At 38.7% G+C, this 22,250-nt stretch carries 13 protein-coding genes; 9 read left to right on the top strand and 4 right to left on the bottom strand.

What is annotated here, in order from left to right; translation table 11 throughout:
• The first annotated feature begins 156 nt into the window (after positions 1-156).
• The 9 genes from A3GM_RS0107415 (at position 157) to A3GM_RS0107355 (ending at position 15,449) form a co-directional block, all read left to right on the top strand.
• Positions 157-1,026: an electron transfer flavoprotein subunit beta/FixA family protein gene (locus tag A3GM_RS0107415; protein WP_018362756.1), complete on the top strand. Its 870-nt coding sequence runs from the start codon at positions 157-159 to the stop codon at positions 1,024-1,026.
• A 3-nt stretch (positions 1,027-1,029) separates the two neighbouring features.
• A complete protein-coding gene (locus A3GM_RS0107410) occupies positions 1,030-2,052 on the top strand; it encodes an electron transfer flavoprotein subunit alpha/FixB family protein (protein WP_018362755.1) in 1,023 nt (340 codons plus the stop codon).
• 48 nt (positions 2,053-2,100) lie between these two features.
• Positions 2,101-3,825, top strand: coding sequence for an acyl-CoA dehydrogenase family protein (locus tag A3GM_RS0107405; protein WP_018362754.1), 1,725 nt, complete (start codon positions 2,101-2,103; stop codon positions 3,823-3,825).
• 574 nt (positions 3,826-4,399) lie between these two features.
• A complete protein-coding gene (locus A3GM_RS11600) occupies positions 4,400-4,570 on the top strand; it encodes a hypothetical protein (protein ID WP_018362752.1) in 171 nt (56 codons plus the stop codon).
• A gap of 68 nt (positions 4,571-4,638) precedes the next feature.
• The gene (locus tag A3GM_RS0107390; RefSeq protein ID WP_018362751.1) at positions 4,639-6,330 is read left to right on the top strand and encodes a hypothetical protein; all 1,692 of its coding nucleotides are present in this window, start codon (positions 4,639-4,641) and stop codon (positions 6,328-6,330) included.
• A gap of 695 nt (positions 6,331-7,025) precedes the next feature.
• Positions 7,026-9,980 (top strand): SusC/RagA family TonB-linked outer membrane protein, encoded by a 2,955-nt coding sequence (locus A3GM_RS0107375; protein WP_044124443.1) that lies wholly within the window; start codon positions 7,026-7,028, stop codon positions 9,978-9,980.
• Positions 9,981-9,998: 18 nt separating this feature from the next.
• On the top strand, positions 9,999-11,594 hold the full coding sequence (locus A3GM_RS0107370; protein WP_018362749.1) for a RagB/SusD family nutrient uptake outer membrane protein: 1,596 nt from the start codon (positions 9,999-10,001) through the stop codon (positions 11,592-11,594).
• A gap of 332 nt (positions 11,595-11,926) precedes the next feature.
• On the top strand, positions 11,927-12,463 hold the full coding sequence (locus tag A3GM_RS0107360; RefSeq protein ID WP_018362747.1) for an HDIG domain-containing metalloprotein: 537 nt from the start codon (positions 11,927-11,929) through the stop codon (positions 12,461-12,463).
• Positions 12,464-12,614: 151 nt separating this feature from the next.
• Positions 12,615-15,449, top strand: a complete 2,835-nt coding sequence (locus A3GM_RS0107355; RefSeq protein WP_026216150.1) for a putative LPS assembly protein LptD — start codon at positions 12,615-12,617, stop codon at positions 15,447-15,449.
• Between the two features lie 168 nt (positions 15,450-15,617).
• Here A3GM_RS0107355 and A3GM_RS0107350 read toward each other — a convergent pair whose 3' ends face one another.
• The 4 genes from A3GM_RS0107350 to A3GM_RS0107335 form a co-directional block, all read right to left on the bottom strand.
• Positions 15,618-17,216: a RagB/SusD family nutrient uptake outer membrane protein gene (locus A3GM_RS0107350; RefSeq protein WP_018362745.1), complete on the bottom strand. Its 1,599-nt coding sequence runs from the start codon at positions 17,214-17,216 to the stop codon at positions 15,618-15,620.
• Between the two features lie 19 nt (positions 17,217-17,235).
• The gene (locus A3GM_RS0107345) at positions 17,236-19,959 is read right to left on the bottom strand and encodes a SusC/RagA family TonB-linked outer membrane protein (RefSeq protein ID WP_018362744.1); all 2,724 of its coding nucleotides are present in this window, start codon (positions 19,957-19,959) and stop codon (positions 17,236-17,238) included.
• Between the two features lie 23 nt (positions 19,960-19,982).
• Positions 19,983-20,384: an FMN-binding protein gene (locus A3GM_RS0107340; protein WP_018362743.1), complete on the bottom strand. Its 402-nt coding sequence runs from the start codon at positions 20,382-20,384 to the stop codon at positions 19,983-19,985.
• Positions 20,385-20,795: 411 nt separating this feature from the next.
• Positions 20,796-22,202 carry a C1 family peptidase gene (locus tag A3GM_RS0107335; protein ID WP_018362742.1) on the bottom strand — a complete coding sequence of 469 codons (1,407 nt, stop codon included), beginning with the start codon at positions 22,200-22,202 and terminating at the stop codon, positions 20,796-20,798.
• Positions 22,203-22,250 lie beyond the last annotated feature (48 nt).

The following is a 22,250-nucleotide window of genomic DNA, read 5'->3' as shown; positions in this document are numbered from 1 at the left end:
CACTAAATAATCTATTGTCTACCTAAAAATATCGCACAATAATCTAATGCGGTGCACATCTTAAATAATATTGTGCACTTTAAACAGTGTTTTTTTTGTCAGAATACAAAAAATGACTATTTTTGAGCAGAAAATTTCACAATTATAATATATAATATGAGTTTGAAAATTGTTGTGCTTGCAAAGCAAGTACCCGACACAAGAAATGTTGGTAAAGATGCAATGAAAGCCGATGGCACAATTAATCGTGCTGCTTTACCTGCTATTTTCAATCCAGAAGACTTGAATGCACTTGAACAAGCTCTTCGAATTAAGGAACAAAATCCAGGTTCAACTGTAGGAATTTTAACAATGGGACCTCCTCGTGCAGGCGAAATTATTCGTCAAGGACTTTACAGAGGAACTGATACTGGATGGTTACTAACCGACAAACTATTTGCTGGAGCTGATACTTTGGCAACTTCTTATGCACTGGCAACAGCTATTAAGAAGATTGGTAATGTTGATATTGTTATCGGTGGACGTCAGGCTATCGATGGTGATACAGCACAAGTAGGGCCTCAGGTAGCTCAAAAACTAGGTATTAACCAAGTAACTTACGCAGAAGAGATTCTTAAAATAGAAAATGGTGTAGCAACAATTCGTCGTCATATAGATGGTGGTGTTGAAACAGTTGAGGCACCATTGCCAGTAGTTATCACCGTAAATGGTAGCGCAGCGCCTTGTCGTCCATGCAATGCTAAGTTGGTGATGAAGTACAAACGTGCTACATGTCCATTAGAACGTAGTAGCGAAGATCCTTATGCTGCATTATACGAAACACGCCCTTACCTTACATTAAACCAATGGTCGGTTGCTGATATCGATGGCGATCCTGCACAATGCGGTTTAAGTGGTTCGCCAACAAAGGTAAAGACTATTCAAAATATTGCGTTCCAAGCAAAAGAAAGCAAAACACTTACATCAAGTGATGCTGACGTAGAGAGTGTAATCAAAGAATTGTTAGACGAAAATATCATTGGATAGGCTATGAATAATGTATTTGTATATTGTGAGGTTGAAGGCACAAGAGTTCTCGAAGTATCACAAGAACTACTCACAAAGGGTCGTAAATTAGCTAATCAATTAGGCGTTCAGCTTCACGCAGTCGTTGCTGGAACAGGCATAAAGAATAACGTTGAAGAACAAATTCGCCCTTATGGAGTAGATAAATTATTTGTTTTCGATGGCGAAGGTCTATTCCCTTATACTTCAGCTCCTCATACTGAAATCCTCGTTAAGCTATTTAAAGAAGAGCAACCACAAATCTGTTTGATGGGAGCTACTGTCATTGGACGTGACTTAGGACCAAGAGTTTCATCTGCTTTGTTTAGCGGATTAACTGCAGACTGTACTCAATTAGAGATCGGTGACTATGATGATCGCAAGGCAGGAAAGCACTATGAGAACCTACTTTATCAAATTCGTCCTGCATTTGGAGGTAACATTGTAGGCACAATCATCAACCCCGACAACCGTCCTCAAATGGCAACAGTTCGTGAAGGCGTGATGAAACGTGAGATATTAGACGAAAATTACACTTGCGAATGTGTGTATCCAAACGTCAATGACTATGTTCCTGCAGAATGTTATGTGGTTAAAGTAATCGAAAGACACGTCGAAGCAGCTAAGCATAACCTTAAAGGTGCGCCCGTAGTTGTTGCTGGTGGTTATGGAGTTGGTAGCAAAGAAGGATTCGATTTGCTATTCCAATTGGCTAAAGAACTTCACGGAGAGGTAGGCGCAAGCCGTGCTGCTGTTGACGCAGGATGGGCAGATCACGACAGACAAATTGGTCAAACAGGTGTAACAATTCACCCAAAAGTGTATATTGCATGTGGAATTTCGGGACAAATTCAACATACTGTAGGTATGCAAGACAGTGGAATTATCATCTCTGTAAATAATGATCCTGATGCACCTATCAACGCAATTGCCGACTATGTTATTGTTGGTACAGTTGAAGAGGTCGTTCCAAAGCTTATTAAATATTATAAGAGTAACAGCAAATAAATAACACTTTGATGCTTTATGCATCAGAGTTCTATAAAAATAGATAACATGGCAAATTATTATACAGACCATCCAGAACTCGAGTTTTACCTTCATCATCCTTTGATGAAACGTATTGTAGAGTTGAAAGAACGTAACTTTGCAGACAAAGACACCTTTGAAGACGCTCCTGTTGATTATAATGATGCAATTGATAACTACAATCATTTGCTCGAAATAATGGGCGATATCACTGCAAATATTATGGAGCCCAATAGTGAATCGGTAGACTTAGAAGGTCCACATCTTGTAGATAAGCGTATGGTTTATGCTTCTAAGACATACGAAAACCTTGATGCTACACGCAAAGCAGGTTTATGGGGAATCTCAATGCCACGTCGTTACGGCGGCTTAAACCTTCCTATCACACCATATTCAATGGCTTCTGAGATGGTAGCAACAGCAGATGCGGGCTTCCAAAACATCTGGTCGCTACAAGATTGTATTGAAACTCTATACGAATTTGGTAGCGAAGAGCAAAGACAAAAATACATTCCACGTGTTTGTGCGGGTGAAACTATGTCTATGGACCTTACTGAACCCGATGCAGGTTCAGACCTTCAACGAGTAATGCTCAAAGCAACTTACTCTGAAGAAGAAGGATGTTGGTTGCTAAATGGCGTTAAACGTTTCATCACAAACGGTGACTCTGACATTCACTTAGTGCTTGCTCGCTCAGAAGAAGGCACCCGTGATGGTAGAGGTTTATCAATGTTCATCTACGATAAGCGTCAAGGTGGAGTTGATGTGCGCCATATTGAGCACAAACTTGGTATCCATGGTTCACCAACTTGCGAGCTTGTGTATAAGAATGCAAAGGCAGAGCTATGCGGAAGCACTCGTATGGGACTTATTAAGTATGTAATGGCCCTTATGAATGGTGCCCGTTTAGGTATTGCAGCACAAAGTGTTGGTGTGAGTCAAGCAGCATATACCGAGGCACTTGCTTATGCAGAAGAGCGTAAACAGTTTGATACTGCAATTGTAGACATGCCTGCAGTGTACGATATGGTCGCAAGAATCAAAGCAAAACTCGATGCAGGTCGTAGTCTATTGTATCAAACATCACGTTATGTTGATATCTATAAAGCATTAGATGATATTGCACGTGAGCGCAAACTTACTCCAGAAGAGAAGGCAGAGCAAAAGAAATACACCCGTTTAGCAGACGCATTCACTCCTATTGCAAAAGGAATGAACTCAGAATATGCTAACCAAAATACTTACGATGCAATTCAAGTGCATGGTGGTTCGGGTTTCATTATGGAATACAAATCACAACGCTTGTATCGTGATGCACGTATCTTCTCTATCTACGAAGGAACAACTCAGTTGCAAGTAGTAGCTGCTATTCGTTATATCACCAACGGAACATACGCAAGTATGATTCAAGAAATGTTGCAAAACGAGGTTTCTGCCGAAATGCAACCATTGAAAGACCGTGTTGTGAAGATGGTAGCTAAGCTTGAAGAGGCTATCGAAAAGGTGAAAGAAGACAACAATCAAGAAGTTTTAGACTTCCTTGCTCGTCGCCTATATAATATGACAGGAGACGTAATTATGTCGCTTCTTATCATCGAAGATGCAAGTAAAGCTCCTGAACTATTTGCTAAGAGTGCTAACGTTTATGTGCGTTATGCAGAAGAAGAAGTTGTTGGACACCACCATTTCGTGATGAACTTCACAGCAGAAGAACTTCCTTCTTATCGTCAAAGAGAACCAAAAGCAGAATAATCATTATTTTGATACAATTCAAAAGGGAAACATCTTTCGGTGTTTCCCTTTTTTCTTTACCCCAATTCCTTATTCTTTTCCCTTTTGAAAGGTAGGTGATGTTTTCCTCAATACCTATTTATATTATAAGAGCTTTGCTCTGTTTGAGTAGATGTTATGATGTTGTTGAAATAAAAAGCATAGCTATTGCCCTCTAAAAACAATGCTATTGCAGTGTAATATGACTGCAATTACAAGTTAAAGTCAATGCTATTGCAAGTTGATTGTAATTTGAATAAAATAATATGGGTGAAAAATTGTGCAATTTTATCTTTTGTATTTTCTTCCCTTCTCATTCAATGCTTTTATTGTTAATTTGTTTTTTAGAATAATTTTTTTTGTTATTTTTTTGTTTTTTTAGAGTATTAATGCCTAACTTTGCCACCATATTAGTGCTGAAAAATGATCTTTTGCGTATAAAACGCAATATGGAAATGATATAATTGGCTGAAAAAAAAATATACAATAAGCTATATTACAATGAAACGGCAGGTTGAGATATTGTATCTTGGCCTTATTATTTAAAACTGAAATTATGGATTTTAAGAAGCAAGGAACTGAAAAGTGGGCTTATGTAAAGCCTGAAGTAAAGTTATTTGTGTTAGAAAACGAGTTGTCTTTAATGGCGGCTAGTGGTGAACCAGGCTTTAATGGCCAGCATAACAATGCCAATCACCAAGAAGGACCAGGTGAAGAGGAAGATTAGTTAACTCTCTTTTGGGGTAGACTAAAATGTAATCAATTATTTTTCTAATAAGTAACAAATAACAAGTGATGAAAAAAATGCAATTAACTGTACTTCGTTCATTGGCGTTAGCAATGTTTGGTGGTATCATCTTAACATTCAGCTCATGTTCGAATAACGATTTAGTGCAAGATGAAACAAAATCAACTGCGGTTGAAAAGAAAGAAGGTTTAACAACATTTATCGCAGAACTACCTGCAACAGAGAAGGCAGGAACTCGTACAACTGTAGATTATACAACAGGAAAGTATACTTGGAGTAAGGGTGATAAAATCTTTGTGCTAGACGATGACAATGTATGGCAGCAAAGTACTAATGGTGTTGAAGGGCAAAGTTTTCTAGATGACGCTAAAGTTTCAACTTTTAACTTTCAAGTTCCAGGTAAATTTGCAGCAAAAACAAGCTATCAAGTATTATACTTAGGTAAGAATGCGACAAGTGGAAAGGTGACAATTTCTGCAACACAAAAGCAAACAAACCCCAATCAAACACTTCATTTAGGCGAATCAGGTGACTGGGGCATTGCAACTGCAAACAAAACAGGTGAGGGCGCATATTATTTCCGTCTAAACCACAAGTCTACAGTTCTTGCTTTCCAACCATTTAACTCAGCAACATCATTACAAAGCTGTGTAATTCAAAAGATTGTTGTTACTTCAGACAACGATATTGCAGGAACATATACAGTAGATACAACTACAGGTCAATTAAAAAATGATGGTAGTGGTAAAGAAATTGAGCTTACAACACAACTTGAATACTTACGAGGCTTCCCACTTCCAGATAGTGGTTTCCCTGTAAATAACACTAGTGCAAGTGTAACTAATAATGGTGCATTTGTGGTTATTAAGCCAGGTACACACAAACTTGCCGTTCAGTTCCACGTTTATGACAAAACAACTAATGTGCCTGTCGTTATAACAAAGAAGTTTAAGTCGTTTACTTATGCTGAGAATAACATCTATGACATGAAGGTAGACCTTAAAATTCTTAACTTTGATGCTAATTATTATATGTGGGATGCTCAACAAAACTATTGGTATCAACACGAATGGGGTACATCTGATGTATGGCAACCAACCGAAAGTGGTGCAGTTTTTGGTGTAGCAACTGCAGGAACATACAATGCCAACTATCCAAAGAGCAAAGCTACCGATGCAAATCGTTGGTATAACGATTCTTATTCGGGTGATGGCGTAAGCAATTCAGCTCTAACTGCAATCTTTAAGCAGCTTCCTAATGCAAACGAACTTGCTTGGTATTGTGTTCATGGTGATCCTCATGCAGATAAACTTAAGGTATATTCAATCTTCGGACATCTACGTAGAGGTGGTATGTGGTTCAAGAAAAAGGAACATATTGCAGGCTTTAGTGCAGAACGTGCACCAAGTGGAGAAGACTTACGTACTGTAGTTCCAACCGTAGATAACCAAGAATATGCTCAAAATACATCTCCTTCTAAGACTCCACCAGCAGAAAATGAATTAAAGAACTATTTCTTCTTGCCTGCTTTAGGTTGGTATCAAGACGGAAGACTTGCGAATGTAGAATATAATGGATATTATTGGAGCTCTACAGCACGTGCTAAGAATAATATAGCAGGTGATCCTGCGCAATATGCTTTCAATTTATTCTTTAAGAGTGACGATACATTTGGTTATGCAGTTTATGTAGAATCAAGTAATCGTAGATTTGGATTTAGAACTCATCGTTTTGAATAATATAACGAATTAAATATTTCAATGAAAGGAAGATAACACGTATTTGGTGTTGTCTTCCTTTTTTCTTATACCACTTTCCCATCTCTCTCTTAAAGTGACAAGCGTTCTTTGAAGAATTTAAAGCTCAATTCTTTCAAAATATAAAGAGATGTATCGAAAATCAATCTTTTTTCTTTTAGCATTTATTTAATCTACGTTTTTTGTTCGATTTATTTCGATTTGCGAAATTTTTAGTCGCCTTTTGCTTTGCAATAGCATAGCTTTTACCTTGTAATTACAATGCTATTACATGCCAATAGCAATGCTTTTAAGATGCAAAAGCATAATTATTTCTCAAGAAAAATTTGTTCATATAAAATAAATCTTATACTTTTATCGCCGATAAACCTAAACACTACGACGTAAAGAACTATGATAAAGGAACCTCTTGAATGGTAACGTCTTGATAATCAAAATTAAATGGAACTCTTTTTGTGTAAGAAAAACTTTTTAATTAACAATTGACAAGTATTATAAAACGCATAAGTACGCTTCTGTTTGTTTGATTTCAAGCTCCTTTCTTGAGTAAAAAAGAAATAGATACCGATAAAATCAAACTAAAACACATACAATTTATGTTACCTAAAAGACAAAGAAAAATCTATTACAGTTGTTGTTCCTCATTGCGAACAACAGTGTTTGCCTTGGGATTTTTAATGTGTGGCACAGCTGTTAGTGCAGCAATTAATAGTCCTACCTCTCCTAACTACAATGTAGAAGTAGCTAAAACTCATGTAGAGGGTGTTGTTGTCGACGCTAATGGTGCACCTCTTATTGGTGTAAGTGTTGTGCAAGATGGCACTTCTAATGGTTTCGTAACCGACATGGACGGACACTTTTCGCTTTCTGTTCCTGTTAATTCAACCCTAAAAATTTCTTATGTGGGTTATGAAACACAGTATGTTACGGTGAAAGACCAAAAGAATTTGAGAATTGTTTTGCGTGAAGACTCTAAGGCTTTGAGCGAAGTGGTGGTGGTTGGATATGGAACTATCCGCAAAGCAGACCTTGCTGGTTCGGTTTCTGTGCTAGGAAGTAAGAGCTTTAAAGATCAACCTTTGACTCGTGCAGCAGACGCTTTGCAAGGTAGAGTGTCGGGAGTTAACGTTGAAAATAGCGGTATTCCCGGTGGAGCTATTAAGATTAGAGTTCGTGGAACAGGTTCTATTAATAAGAGTAATGACCCTCTTTATGTTGTAGATGGTATCGTTAGAGAAAGCGGATTAGATGGAATTAACCCTGAAGACATTCAATCTATCCAAGTACTTAAAGACGCTTCGTCTACTGCTATCTATGGTGCACGTGGTGCAAACGGTGTTGTTATGATTACAACAAAGACAGGTAAGAACGGAGTTCGTGAGATTATGTTCGACGCTTCGCTTGGTATTGCAACACTTCCAAAGAAATACGACTTGCTTAAACCTTATGAATATGCTAAGGCTTTGGAAGAAGTGAAGGGCGTTAGAGATTTCACTGCCGACCAATTAGAGGCTTATCGCAACGGAAGTGCAGGTATTGACTGGCAAGATGAGATATTTAGAACAGGATATACTCAAAACTATAAGCTTGCTGTTTCTAACGGAAATGCTAATACTCAGTATTATATTTCTGGTAACTTCATGAAACAAAGCGGTATTATTATTAACTCAGACTATAGAAGATATCAAGCAAAAGCAAGTATTTCGTCACAACTAACCGATTGGTTACACGTTAATGCTGACGTAAATGCTTCTCACAATATTCGTCGTGGTGGTGGACTTATGTTCGATAAAGGTAATCCTTTGTGGGTTGCTTTGAACTATTCGCCCACTATGGAGATGCGAGATAAGTCTGGAAAATACAATGTAGACCCTTATAATAGTATCGCTAGAAACCCAATTGGTGATCTTCGTGAGAATACTTCAGAGTTTATGTCTAACGTATTTAATGGTCGATTAGAACTTAAATTCAATATCGCTAAGGGCTTAACATTCACAACTACCAACGGAGTTGACTACAATGATTCGAAAGCTTACTTCTTTACTTCTTCTTTAGTTCGTGCAACTAACGGAATGAGTAACGTTGATAACTATCGAATGATGTTGCAAACTTCGAACACATTGAACTATTTAGGCGACTTTGGTGACCATCATCTTGATGCAACTTTGGTATACGAAGCAACTTCTTCTAATGATAGAATGATTGATATTACAGGTAAGAACTTGTTAACAGAATCGGTTCATTGGTGGAATATTGGTAATGCTAACACCCGAGATGCAGAGAATGGAACTTCAAAATGGGCACTACAATCTTATGTTGGTCGTCTTGTTTATAACTATCACGACCGCTATCGTGTAACTGGTACATTGCGTGCAGATGGCTCTTCTCGCTTCATGAAAAAGAAATGGGGCTGGTTCCCTTCTATTGCTGCAGCGTGGACAGTTAGTAACGAGAACTTTATGAAGGACTTTAATGCACTACAAGACATTAAACTTCGCATGAGTTATGGTGTTGTTGGTAATCAAGCTATTCAACCATATTCAACCTTAGGTCTTCTAAAAACTATCGGTTATGGTTTCGGAAACTCAACAAACCTAGTAGGATATGCTAACGATGCTATCGCAACTCCTGATGTAACATGGGAAAGTACACGTCAATTCGACCTTGGAGTAGAGTTCGGTGTATTCAATAAACGATTGAATGTGAGCTTCGACTACTTCTATAAAAAATCTCCAAATGCTCTTGTTTTGAAAGATATTCCAGGCTATAGAGGCGGTGGAAAGTATTGGGTTAACGACGGTGTAATCACTAATAAAGGTGTTGAATTAACCTTAGATGCAAACATTCTTTCGACAAAAGACTTCTCTTGGAATTCAAATCTAAACGTATCTTATATCAAGAATAGAGTTGAAAAACTTGCAGGTGGCACTAATGACTTCGTTTGGGGCTCTAAACCAGCACCAGGAATGGTGGATCAAGCTACTATTATTAAACCAGGATATGCTATCGGAACATTCTGGGGATATAAGTGGACAGGTCTTGATAAAGATGGTAAAGACACTTACTTAGATGTAGATGGCAAGAATGGAGTAGACGGAAACGACCGTATGGACATTGGTAAGTATGCTCCAGATGTAACCTTTGGTTGGAACAATACATTGACTTACAAGAACTGGGACGTTAACTTCTTTATCAATGGAGCATTCGGTGCAAGTCGACTTAACCTCGTTCGCTTCGGTATGGCGTCAATGGTTGGAGACTCACGATTCATCACTTTGCGTGAAGCTTATACAGAAGGTTTCGACAAAAAGGGTGCAGGTGCATTCTATCCAAGTCTTACTGCAACTGGAAACCGCTATGAAGCAGTATCTACAAAGTGGTTCGAAAAGGCAGACTATGTGCGTCTTGAGAACTTAAGTGTATCTTATAACTTATCTAAAAAAGTAACCAAATTTGCTGATTTACGTTTAACTTTGAGCTGTCAAAACCTCTTTACAATAACAGGTTACAGCGGTTATGACCCTGCAGGAAGCAACTTCTCTGAAGGACATGTTGACGTAGACGGTGGTGTAGACATTGGAGCTTATCCAACTCCACGTACAATTACATTTGGTGTTCGTATGAATTTCTAAAATAAAAACTGAAAAAGTATGAAAGCAAAACATATAATTTTGACCTTAGCTTGTGGACTTACATTCTCTTCTTGTAGTGATTTCTTAACAGAAGAGCCATTAGGAAAAGAAACACCTGAAAAGGCTTTTACCTCTCAAGCTACAGTAGATGCAACCTTAGTAGGCTTATATTCTAGTGCAGTTGCAACACAAGCATGGACCAATATGCAAATATGCGAATGGCAAGGCGATGATATTACCACCAATCCAGGTAGTAATAAGCAGGCTTGTGCAGAGAGTGATAGGTTCGCAATGTCGAATACTAACAAGGGAGTTGTTGCTGCTTGGAAACAATTCTACGGATTGATTAAACGTGCAAACTTCATCATTAATAATGTAGATAAAGCACCAATCACAGACGAAGAGAAAAATATTACATTAGGACAGGCTAAATATTGGCGTGCATATGCTTACTTTACATTGGTTAGATACTTTGGAGCTCTTCCTTTAGTTACTGATGAAACTAATGACAATTACACCATGGAAATGTCGCCAGTAAGCGATATTTACGACCTAATTGTAAGCGACTTGACAGCTGCAGAGAACCTTCCTACAAAGTATGATAAGTATCCTCGCTTTGGAAACGGTGTGAACTTCTTCATCACTCAACAAGCTGCTAAGGCAACACTTTCTGCAGTTTACATGGCAATGGCAGGTTATCCTCTTAACAAAACCAACTATTATGAATTGGCAGCAAGCAAAGCTAAGGAAGTAATTGATGGTGTAAACAGTGGTAAATACGAGTTTAAATTAGACGATGACTTCAAGAAAGTGTATGCAATGGACAACAATTACAATCTTGAAACCGTTGTAGGTTTGAACTATTATCCTGTTATTGGTAGCTGGAGAGACGACACTTCACAGCTTACTTCTACAACTCTTTTCGAGTCATTAGGTGGCTGGGGCGACGCATGGGGTGAATTAAAGTTCTGGAAAGAGTTCCCAGAAGGACCTCGTAAGAATGCTGTTTATGTTCCACAAATCCGCTTAAAGACTGGTCAGTTGGTTAATTTCTGGGACAAAGATCAAGGTGCTCCTGTTGTAAGTGAGCAACATCCAATGCTTTCTACCTTCATGGTTAACGTAGATGAGAATGGTAAAAACGTTGATACTCCATTCGATTATACAAAAGCTCCAAGTAGAAATATGACCAATAACCATCGTCATCGCCTCATACGTTACTCTGAAGTTCTATTGTGGTATGCTGAAGCTAAGGCTCGAACAGGCAACGCAGATGCTCTTGCTTACGATTGTTTAAAGAAGGTAAGAGACCGTGCTGGCTCTACAGAAGCAATGCCAACAACAGCAAGTGAACTTGCAGAAGCAGCTTATAGAGAGCATGGTTGGGAAGTAGCAGGATACTGGGTAGCTCTTGTTACACGTCGTGCTGACTTATTTAGAATGAACCGTTTGAAAGATGTTTTTGCTGAACGTGCAGCTAATAACGGTGTAACTGTGGCTCCAGGAGTAGTATTAAAGGAAATGGAATATGAGAATAAGACATGGAATGAAAGTCTAATGTACATGCCATATCCTGACTCTGACGCTTCAAAGAACCCAAACTTGAAACGTTAATAGAAAGAAATTAGGACATAACTCCTTTTCTATCATTTTATTTCAACCCTTACATTCAGTGCTTAGGCATTGCTTGTAAGGGTTGTTTCTTTGTGTTGTTGACTGATGTTTTCAACCTGAAAAAGAGGGGAGAGATGCGCCAGTCTATAGCAGTAAGCATTCTTTTAGGGAGCTATAAACCGAAAAACGCACTTTTTCTCTTGCGTGTTAGGGCTTAATTTATCAACTTTTTCTATCTTTGCATAAAGTAGAAAGATGCAAGAAAGACCATTGGCACCTCTTTCTTATGATGGTAAAGAATTAGAATTCAGAAACAGATATAACGCAGATAGATGGATTATCAAAGAATAATAGATAAATATTACCCAACTGAAAATAAGCTAAAGAATATCTTAATGGTGCATAGTAGAGCAGTTGCCGACTATGCTTTGGCCGTAATTGCACGACACCCCGAGCTCAATATCGATGCTTCTTTTGTAGAAGAGGCTGCCATGTTGCACGACATTGGTATCTTTCAATGCGATGCCAGTGGTATAGAGTGTTTTGGTTCCAATCCTTATATCTTGCATGGACGTATCGGTGCAGAGCTATTAAGAAAAGAATCGTTTCCTCAACACGCTCGAGTTTGTGAGCGACATACTGGTGCAGGGATAACAAAAGAGCAGATACAAGAAAATAACTTACCCCTTCCACTACTTGATTTCTGTCCAGAAAGCATCGAAGAAAAGCTCGTTTGCTATGCCGATAAGTTCTTTTCTAAAACCAAATTAGATAAAACAAAGACCTTTGATGAGGCACTTCGAAGCTTAAAAAAGTTTGGAGACGATGGCATAGAACGCTTCTGTTCGTGGCACGAAATGTTCAAATAGAATATATCTTGTCTTCTTTTGTGAGTGCAGTTGATAAGTGATTACAAAAGAGGAATAATGAACAAAAGATGCAGTTGCACAGCGTTTGTAGAACGTTAAAAATGAAAAATATAAGATATATGTGCTATATAATAAGTAATTTTGCGGTATAATGAGGTCAAAGTTTTTAATCCTAATATTCTTGTTGGTTGTTACCTGCATGCTTGCAGGCAACTCTTTTGTTGTGCAAAAGCGCAAAGGACAAAACAAAAAGCAAGACACTATATCGTCAAAAGATAGTAATAAGGTTGCACTTCCGCCTGTTTCTCCTGTAGATACAACGGCTTTAGATTCTTTGCAACGAGCTATTTATCAATACAACAAGCACATTGACGATTCCATTCGCTTAGATTCGATTAATAAAACGAAAGCTACTGGAATTGATGCGCCTGTCACTTATCAGGCAAACGACTCGCTTGTTTACGATGCTTACACTAAAAAAGCCTATCTATATGGCTCTTCTCAGGTGAAATATGAGAAGATGGACCTCACAAGTGAAAAGATAAATATGAGCTTAGACAGCAGTTTGGTGCATGCAACTGGTGTGTATGCCGACACAACCAACACCAAACTCAAGGGAACTCCTATCTTTAAAATGGGCTCAGACACCTACGATAACGACACCATTGCATTTAATTTCAAATCTAAAAAGGGACTTATCACCAACGTACACACAAAGCAACAAGAAGGTTTTTTAAGCAGTAAGATTGCTAAACGTGATGGAAAAGGGGATATATACCTTGAACATGGTCGTTATACAACATGTGATAAAGATTGCCCCGACTTTTATATTGCCTTGTCAAGAGCAAAGGTTCGCACAGGAAAAGATGTTGTTTTCGGACCTGCTTATCTCGTAGTTGCCGACGTTCCGTTGCCTCTTGCCATTCCTTATGGATTCTTTCCATTCACCAAAAGCTATTCAAGTGGTTTCATCATGCCTACTTATGGAGATGAAAGTACTCGTGGATTCTATTTAAGAGATGGTGGATATTATTTTGCAGCAAGCGACAAATGGGACTTAAAACTATTGGGAGAGATTTATACAAAGGGCTCTTGGGGACTTTCTGCAGCAAGTAACTACCGCAAAAGATATAAGTATAGCGGAAGTGTTTTGGTGGCTTATCAAGACACAAAGACTGGTGATAAGGGGCTACCCGACTACACAAGACAAAAGAGTTACAAGGTTCAATGGAGCCATAGACAAGACAGTAAGGCTAATCCTTTCAGCAACTTATCGGCAAGTGTCAACTTTGCTTCATCAAGTTATGAAAGAAATAACCTCAATAGTTTATATAATCCGCAAACATTATCACAAAGTACTCGTACCTCATCTGTTAGCTGGGGCACATCATTCTCAAGCATAGGAATGACCTTAAGCAGTACAATGAACTTGACACAGAACATGCGTGACTCGTCGATTGCAATAACCTTGCCCGACCTTAACGTAAGTATCAGTCGTTTCTATCCCTTCAAACGCAAGCATGCAGCAGGCAAAGAGCGTTGGTATGAGAAGATTGCTGTGAGCTATACAGGACAGATGTCGAACTCTATTACAACGAAAGAAGACCGTCTTTTCCATTCTTCTTTGATCAAAGACTGGCGTAATGGTATTCAACATAGCATTCCTATCAATGCCAATTTCACCTTGTTTAAATTCATCAACGTTAACCCTTCGTTTAACTTTGTCGACCGAATGTATTCAAATAAGGTCACACGCTCTTGGAATGCGGTAACACAAAAAGAAGTAGCAGACACCACTTATGGCTTTCATAACGTGTATAACTGGAGCATGAGCCTAAGTATGTCTACCAAACTATATGGTTTTTATGTGCCCAACAGAAAGATCTTTGGAGACAAAATACGTGCTATTCGCCACGTTGTTACTCCTTCTGTGAGCTTAAACTATGCTCCTGACTTTGGAACTGCACGCTATGGATATTATCAAACCTATCAAAAGACCGACGCTGCAGGTAATGTTAGCTTGGTAGAATATTCGCCATATCAGAATAATATCTATGGAGTTCCTGGACGTGGACGCACTGGAAGCATTTCAATGAGCCTCGATAACAACATTGAAATGAAGGTAAAGAGCGATAAAGACACAACAGGTGTGAAGAAAATCAGTATTATTGATGCCTTCGGATTAGGTATGTCGTATAACATGGCGGCAAAAGATAGACCTTGGAGTGACCTTAGTATGAACATAAGACTTAAGTGGTGGAAGGGCTATACCTTTAATATGAATGCCGTATTTGCTACTTATGCTTACGAACTTGATGCCTCTGGACATCCTTATGTGGGCACTCATACAGAGTGGGGAAAAGGCCGTTTCGGTAGATTTCAAGGTATGTCGCAAAACTTCTCTTATACTTTAACCCCCGAAAAGATAAAGAGACTCTTTGGAGGTGGTAGTGATACTGATGATAAAAAGCGTTCGAAGAAGAACCAAGACGATGATGGTATCGACACAGATATCGAGAGTAATGTTGACGAGAACTTAGTAAAAGGTCAGCGAAAGGTGAGAGGTGAGGAACAAAATGCAAAGGCAGAGACCGACAACGATGGATATATGAAATTCTCAATGCCATGGTCTTTAACCTTTGGTTATGGTATAACAATGCGTGAAAACACCTCAGGTCGCTTCAATACCAAAACAATGCGCTATCCATATAAGTTCTCTCAGACTTTAAATGTCAGTGGAAGTTTGCGCTTAAGCGAAGGTTGGAACATCAGTTTCTCATCGGGTTACGATTTCGAAAACCACGCTTTGAGTATGACAACAGCATCTCTTCAACGTGACCTACACTGCTTCAACATGAGTTGTTCTGTGGTTTTAGCACCTTACACCAGCTATAATTTCACCTTCAGATGTAACGCTTCAACCCTAACAGACGCCTTGAAGTACGACAAGCGAAGTGGATACACCAATGCAGTGCAATGGTATTAAAATTTGAAAGCAATGCTTTTACCTTGCAAAAGGATTGCAATTGCACCTCAAAAGCAATGTAATTATAGCGTAAAAGCAATGCTATTACAAGTAGATTAAAATCGAATAAAATGATACAAAGAATGGTAGACGAGTGCAATGACACTTTAGTCTACCATTTTTTATGTCTTATTTTAAGTTAGGATTCAGCTCTTTCGCCTCGTAAGGGATAGGGAATAGCGTCTTATCTCCGCTCTTTCCTGTTGTATCTTTATTGAATTTGTTGAATCGAATGAGGTCAGAACGACGCCAACCTTCCCACATTAATTCCATAAGTCGCTCGTTTAAGATGTTCTCGAGCGTTGCAGTTCTGTTCGAAGCACCCACTCTTTGGCGCACAAGGTTCAGCTCATTATCACCCGACTCGCCATTTCTCACCTTCGCTTCACATAGCATCAACAACACATCTGCATATCTAAATAGAACGATATCGTTGTCTTGTAGCTTGCCATCAGAATAGGCTTTGCGGTCGATCTCATATTTCTTCATTCTCGCCCCCGCATTCTTTATATAGGGAGAGTAGGTTAAATTCAATTCAACAGCAAGTGGAAGATAAACCAAAGGAGTGCCATCTTCATTGCGAACTATCTTATTATCCACCTTAACCGTATCTGAATAGAAATTCAATTCGTAGCGTGGATCCACCGAAGTGGTGCCATATCCAAACGCTTTTACAGTAGAAACAGTGGCAGAAGCACCATTCTCAGAGCCTAATCCTAATGCTCTTCCGTGATTATAGTTGCGTGATCTGAATAAATATTGAAACTGATTGGCATATTTATTCTTATCCATTGGAATGGTAAAAATATTCTCTTTCGATGTTTCGTTATACACTTTAAAGTTCGAAGCATAGCTGTTTTCGAGCGAATAGCCTGCTTTGGTGATCTCGTTGCAATAATATTGGGTGGTTTCCCATGCGTTCTTCTTACTTCCTTCGACATCAAAATAAATCGAAGCTCCATTCTTTCTGGTCTCCGTTCCAGGCTTATTGCAAGTATAAACCTCTGCATTTAGAGCCAATTTAGCTAATAAGAAATACGCAACAGGTTTGGTTATTCTACCATAATAGGCACCTTCGTAGTTCGAATGTTCGTTAGCAAGATGCTTACTTGCCTCTTGTAGCTCTTTAAATACAAACGAAAATACTTCATTTCGGGGTGTTTTGGTCACCTCACTCACCTTTAATGAGGTAGAAGTAACTAAAGGAATGTTGCCAAACATATCCAAAAGATAGAAATAATACATCGCTCTTAACGCTCTAATTTCAGCGTTATAGCTTTGATATTGTTCGTCGGTGAGCACTGCTTTATGTGCTTTTAGAGCTTCAGACGATTGATTGCAGAGCATAACCACTTTGTAAAGATAACACCAAGTGGCATAAAGTTCGCTATCTTTTTCGGTCCATTGTTGTGTAAAAAGACGCTCCCAAAAGCCTCCATCATACCAATCTCCGCCTCGAATAGGTATAATTGCTTCGTCACATGTAAAGGTATTATAATCGTAAACACCTCTATAGGTGCCCTGAAGTCCGTTGCTATCTTCGTTTCCGCCAATGTAATTATAGAGTGTTCCCACAGTGTTGAGATACAAACGGGTGGGGTTGTTATAGCTATCTTCGGGTGAAATGCGGTCTTTCATGGGTTCTGATAAACAAGAACTCAATAACAACGACATTGCAGCAGTTGCGCCAATAGATGCCCAAAGGGCTTTTTTCTTCTTTATGATCATTATCGGTTTTGTTTAAAAGTTAGAACTGAATACCCACACTTATTGAGTAACTGCGGTAGGTTGGATAAGTATTTTTATCTTCAATGCCAAGTGTTTTGCCCACAATGAAGCTATTTATCATTGGCGAAACACCACTATAACTGGTTATGGTGGCTAAGTTATTCACGCTAAGTGATAGTCGAAGTGCGCTAATAAACTTACTTTTTATATCGAAATTATAGCCCAATGTAAGATAATCGAAGTTGAGATAGTCGCCTTTTTCAAGCCAATAGTCGGTGGCTCTTTGGTCTTTTAGGTTCATTTCGGGTGCTTTTCTCATTACATTATAATCAGGAAAGCTACTCATATTCATCATACTTAAAGCTGTTGCGTTGTAGATTTTATGACCAAAAGCACCATTCATTTGGAGCGATGCGTCCCAGTTCTTGTAACGAATACTGATGTTTGAGCCCAAAGTTGCTTTGGGAATGGCTTGACCTGCAATGTATCTGTCGCCTCCATCTTCAATATTTATCTCGTTATTGTTATCTAAGTCGACAATATTATATCGCTTTGAGCCATCTTGATTGGTTGCTAATCCCTTTGAATGAGGTAGATAAAACACGCCAAGAGGCTGTCCTACGATTTGATATACAATGTTATTCTGACCTCCATGGAACCCTGCTCCATCTAAAGAAGCTATCGGAGTGATGTTAGGAGATGATAAATTTTCACCTCTATAGGTACCACTTAGCGACAAAAGTTTATTCTTTTGGAAGGCAACATTCAAGTTAATGTTGAGCGATAGGTCTTTGGTTGCAATAGGAGTGAAGCCCATTCCCAACTCAAAACCGCTGTTACTCATGCTGCCAATGTTTGCTAATAGCGTGTTATAAACGAATGGTGGCACGCTAACTCGATAGTTATAAAGCATGTTTCGGGTCTTAGAATAATAGTATTCGGCTGTGAATACGAGCCTATTCTGCCACAATGCTGTTTCAACTCCAATGTTAAACGAGTTTTTATTTTCCCATTTTAAGTCGGGATTGATATTCTTTAAGTGTCCAAGAGTAATGGTTGGAACTCCCAAATAGGGCACAACTCCAGCAGGAAGCTGCGCAAATTGAGCGTTATACGATTGTATTCCGCCTAAGTTACCACTCATACCATAACTCGTTTTGAGTGTTAATGCGTTGATAACACGATTGTATCTTAACCAAGGTTCTCTCTTTATATCCCATTCGAGTGCAACAGAAGGGAAGAAACCCCAGCGGTTTTTGGGTGCAACAAGCGACGAACCATCTGCTCTAAGGGTTGCACTTAAAGTGTAGGTGTTGAGCAGTTTATATTTAGAAGTAACCAAAAATGATAGTAAAGACGGACTTGCATAACTGCTAAATGTGCCTTCTTGAGGGTGAATAGAGCCTGCTCCGAGGTTATTATAGCCCCATTCGTCATTCATAAAGCCCTTTACCGTGGTGTTAAAAGCCGTTCTTGTGCTCTTTTGATATTCGGTTTGAGCCTCTAAATCCAACACATGTGCACCCCATTTTTGATGGAATTGCGCTGCAAAATTAATCAGCCAGTCTTCTGTTTTGCGTTCTTGTCGATAAGCTTTGCCTTGTGCTTCGGTTGCAACTGGGAAATATTGATTGTGTTCTAAGCTGTTAAAGGCATAGGAACTGAATAGTTTTAGATGCAAAGGTTGTGCAACTGCCACGTCAAAGTTGATATGTGTGATGACACTAACACCATTTTCGTGGTCTTGAACGCTGTTATAAGCAAGTGGAGGAGGTATTTGTGAGGCCCCAGAGTTAAGATCCCAGTTCCCAGAAGCATTGCGATGCGCAGGATAAGTGGGGTTTTGTGCTATCGAAGAATAAATGAGTTTGCGTATGTCTGCAAGGTTTTTGACAGATGTAGACGAGCCAAATATGCCTAAATTAACGGTTAATACGTTGTCGAATGCTTTTTGATTGAGGTCGAATTTGGCTGTAAAATTGTTATAGTTGTTGTTCTTTACAACCATTTCGTGCCCCGAATAGCTCACAGAAGCACGATAGTTCGATTCATCAACACCACCACTAAAGGCAAGATGGTGGTTCTGTATGAATCCAACTCGAGTAATTTCTTTTTGAAAGTTGGTGTTATATCCGCCGTCAATGGCAAACTGGTTGAGTGCTTTGGCAGTGGAAATATATTGTGATCCGTTTAAAACTTCGATCTCAGAAGTGGTGTGTTCAACGCCAATATTGGTGTCGTATGAAATCTTAAACTTTCCTGCTGCACCCTTTTTGGTTGTTACTAAGATCACCCCCGATGCACCTCTTGAACCATAAATGGCTGTTTCTGAGGCGTTTTTCAATATAGTGAACGAGGCAATATCTGCGGGGTAGATGGTTGAAAGAGACGAAAGATCGCTCGAAACACCATCGATAATCACCAAAGGGTCATTGCCTGCAGTTACCGAAGTGGTTCCTCTAACACGCACACTGTTGAGCATTGCGAGGCGTTCGGCACCGCTATGGGCAATGTTTACACCTGCCACTTTACCACGAAGAATATCTAATGGGGCGGCAATAAAGCGTTTATCGAAGCTCTCACTCTTCAGCTTCTTAGTGCTATAAGTCGTCTTCTTCACTACTTTTTTGCGTTTGTGTTTTGTAGAATCGGTAGCTTCTACCGAACTATAAACCCCATTACCCAAAGCTATTGCGCAATAAGTGAGGAGCGAAAGAGTAGAGATGGAACGAAATAATAGCATTGAAGAAGATTTTAAAGGGTGAATTATTTATTATCTTGGTAATACTTTAAGCCTGCTTGGACGTTCTTTATAACTGCGTTTGACGAGTAAGTTGCACCGCTAACAGCGTCAGGTTCAGTCTTACTTGCTTTGCTTACGGTCTTTCCGTCCCATGAAGTTAAGAGATCTTTTAAGCGTGCAAAGAACTTAGGAGTTTCTCTATTGGGAAGGGCTTCTACCTTTATTACTTTGTTTTTCTTGATGAAAATCTTTACAGGTGTTGCACCTTTAAATCCTTTTACGTCTTTTGTTAAACTGGTAGTGTTAACGATAGTCACTCCATTTTCTTGTGTTATAACCTGATCTTCGGTTGATGCACTCATCAAAGTGAGTGAGAATAGGGCGAAACTTGCGCCTAAAATTAAACTAAAATACTTTCTTTTCATTGTCTAAAACATTATAATACAAAAACATCTTGTACCTCGAATTCATCTCACTTTCAATGATGGTACAAAGGAAACCAATATAAGTTATCCATTACAAAGATATAAATAATTGTGTAGTTAGAGGGGTTTTTGAGAGCGATATTTTTATCTTAATATTTTAAAAGACGTTTTTAAAGCTTGCAATTGCACTGCTTTTATGATGCAATTGCATTGATATTGAAGTGTAAAAACATTGCTTTTATTGTGCAATAGCAATGCTTTTAGAATAGAGTGGTGGAGGCTATTGATAATGAAGGCGATGAGTTTGTTATACAAAAACAAAAAAGGCAGACTCTAAAAAGAGTCTGCCCCAATTTCGAATACATTGTTTTGAGAACAAAATTACTTTTTGTTTATGATCAAAATATAAAATTAATCGTCTATAGAAAACAAAGGATCGTCGTATGTAAGCATGATAGGTTTTTGTGCTTCCATCTTAAGTAGGTTCTCAGGAACATACTTTTTGTCTACAACAAGGCGGAACATATATTCGTTAAACCAATCATTTGTCATAATTAAGTAACCTTTTTGTGCGTTATCTGTTCCCCAACTGTTTTCAACTTTCCATTTTGTTGGCTTTCCGTTAGCATCTAAATCCACTGCAGTTAGCGTCATAGCGTGTGTGCTTCCGCTATCAAATGTAGCGATTCTTTCTGCTTTATTCATCTTAAATGATGTGTCGAACAAAGTGGCATAGTCGTAGTTTTTAGGGTCTAAGAAGCCTCTTTCTTTGTCCATTTGCTTGCCAACGTCATAGCTTGAGTACATTTTTCTGCCGTCTTTTAATGATGCAATTGCCAAATTAGCAATGTCTTCCATTGGCAAGTTGAGGTATTTCCAGTTATGACCATCGTATGTATGGCGATCTAAGTCAATCTCATAAGTCTTATAATAAGGGTGTCTTGGGTCGTTCATCACCATGATAAATGAGCCATTAAGCTGTTTTCCAACTGTTTCTTGATAGAAACTTTGTGGTGTATACTTTTTAGTTGGAGTTACAGTTTTGCCTTCTTTGTTGGTGAATGCATAGTTAAACTCTTTAATTGGCTCACCAAGTGTCATGCTTAAGATATAATATATCTTGCTAAGCATTTCGGTTTTACGCTTTTGAATGTCGCTATCTTTCTTCTTGTTAGCTACCATTTGGCGTAGTTCTAAGCCATATTCACGCAATTTAGAAGAGATAATACGAGCCATTCTGCTTGTGTTTTCAGACGAATAAGTCTCTGGAACCACGCTCATAGGCACCAACCCATACTTCTCAACGAGGTCTGCAACACCGCAAAAGGTACCTCCATCGTTGATAGGATGTTTGAAAAAGAAAGTAACATCGTTATGATCTAAAGGCTTATTTGCTGTGTTAATTGCTCCTTGAAGCATGAGATTAGCCTTCTCTAACTGGTCATAAAAGAAGAGATAGCTATGAGAATATTCTACAGAAAGGGTGTCGTTGTGTGCTTTTGCAAAGTTAGCTCTTAGCACATTCAATCCTGTAAACATCCAACATCTACCACTACTCTTTTGATTATGAATGTTTTGTTTGGGTGTTTCTACACTAAAATAGGTGTCAACCTTACCCGAATTGGCGTGATTCTTAGCGAGATTATCGATAGAATTAGCTGTAAGTGCATTGTATAAAGCCTTGTTTTGGTTGGCAGAAACGCTGCCTTTGCTTATTTGTTGCAGCATATCTGCGCTAATTCCGCCATTCTTTTGCTGTGCATTAGCTGCTGTGGTAACGGTCATAAGGATACCTAAAAATAGTTGTTTCTTATTCATATTATCGTTAAAATGTTTGTTTTATGCAAACTTACGACTTTTTTTTTA

The sequence above is a fragment of the Hoylesella nanceiensis DSM 19126 = JCM 15639 genome (assembly GCF_000379965.1).
Lineage (GTDB): Bacteria > Bacteroidota > Bacteroidia > Bacteroidales > Bacteroidaceae > Prevotella > Prevotella nanceiensis.
This window is presented reverse-complemented; position numbering and strand designations above follow the sequence as displayed.

Coding starts and splice junctions, on each gene's coding strand:
- A3GM_RS0107415 (WP_018362756.1), top strand. CDS start 157: ATGAGTTTGAAAATTGTTGTGCTTGCAAAGCAAGTACCCGACACAAGA.
- A3GM_RS0107410 (WP_018362755.1), top strand. CDS start 1,030: ATGAATAATGTATTTGTATATTGTGAGGTTGAAGGCACAAGAGTTCTC.
- A3GM_RS0107405 (WP_018362754.1), top strand. CDS start 2,101: ATGGCAAATTATTATACAGACCATCCAGAACTCGAGTTTTACCTTCAT.
- A3GM_RS11600 (WP_018362752.1), top strand. CDS start 4,400: ATGGATTTTAAGAAGCAAGGAACTGAAAAGTGGGCTTATGTAAAGCCT.
- A3GM_RS0107390 (WP_018362751.1), top strand. CDS start 4,639: ATGAAAAAAATGCAATTAACTGTACTTCGTTCATTGGCGTTAGCAATG.
- A3GM_RS0107375 (WP_044124443.1), top strand. CDS start 7,026: ATGTGTGGCACAGCTGTTAGTGCAGCAATTAATAGTCCTACCTCTCCT.
- A3GM_RS0107370 (WP_018362749.1), top strand. CDS start 9,999: ATGAAAGCAAAACATATAATTTTGACCTTAGCTTGTGGACTTACATTC.
- A3GM_RS0107360 (WP_018362747.1), top strand. CDS start 11,927: ATGGATTATCAAAGAATAATAGATAAATATTACCCAACTGAAAATAAG.
- A3GM_RS0107355 (WP_026216150.1), top strand. CDS start 12,615: ATGAGGTCAAAGTTTTTAATCCTAATATTCTTGTTGGTTGTTACCTGC.
- A3GM_RS0107350 (WP_018362745.1), bottom strand. CDS start 17,216: ATGATCATAAAGAAGAAAAAAGCCCTTTGGGCATCTATTGGCGCAACT.
- A3GM_RS0107345 (WP_018362744.1), bottom strand. CDS start 19,959: ATGCTATTATTTCGTTCCATCTCTACTCTTTCGCTCCTCACTTATTGC.
- A3GM_RS0107340 (WP_018362743.1), bottom strand. CDS start 20,384: ATGAAAAGAAAGTATTTTAGTTTAATTTTAGGCGCAAGTTTCGCCCTA.
- A3GM_RS0107335 (WP_018362742.1), bottom strand. CDS start 22,202: ATGAATAAGAAACAACTATTTTTAGGTATCCTTATGACCGTTACCACA.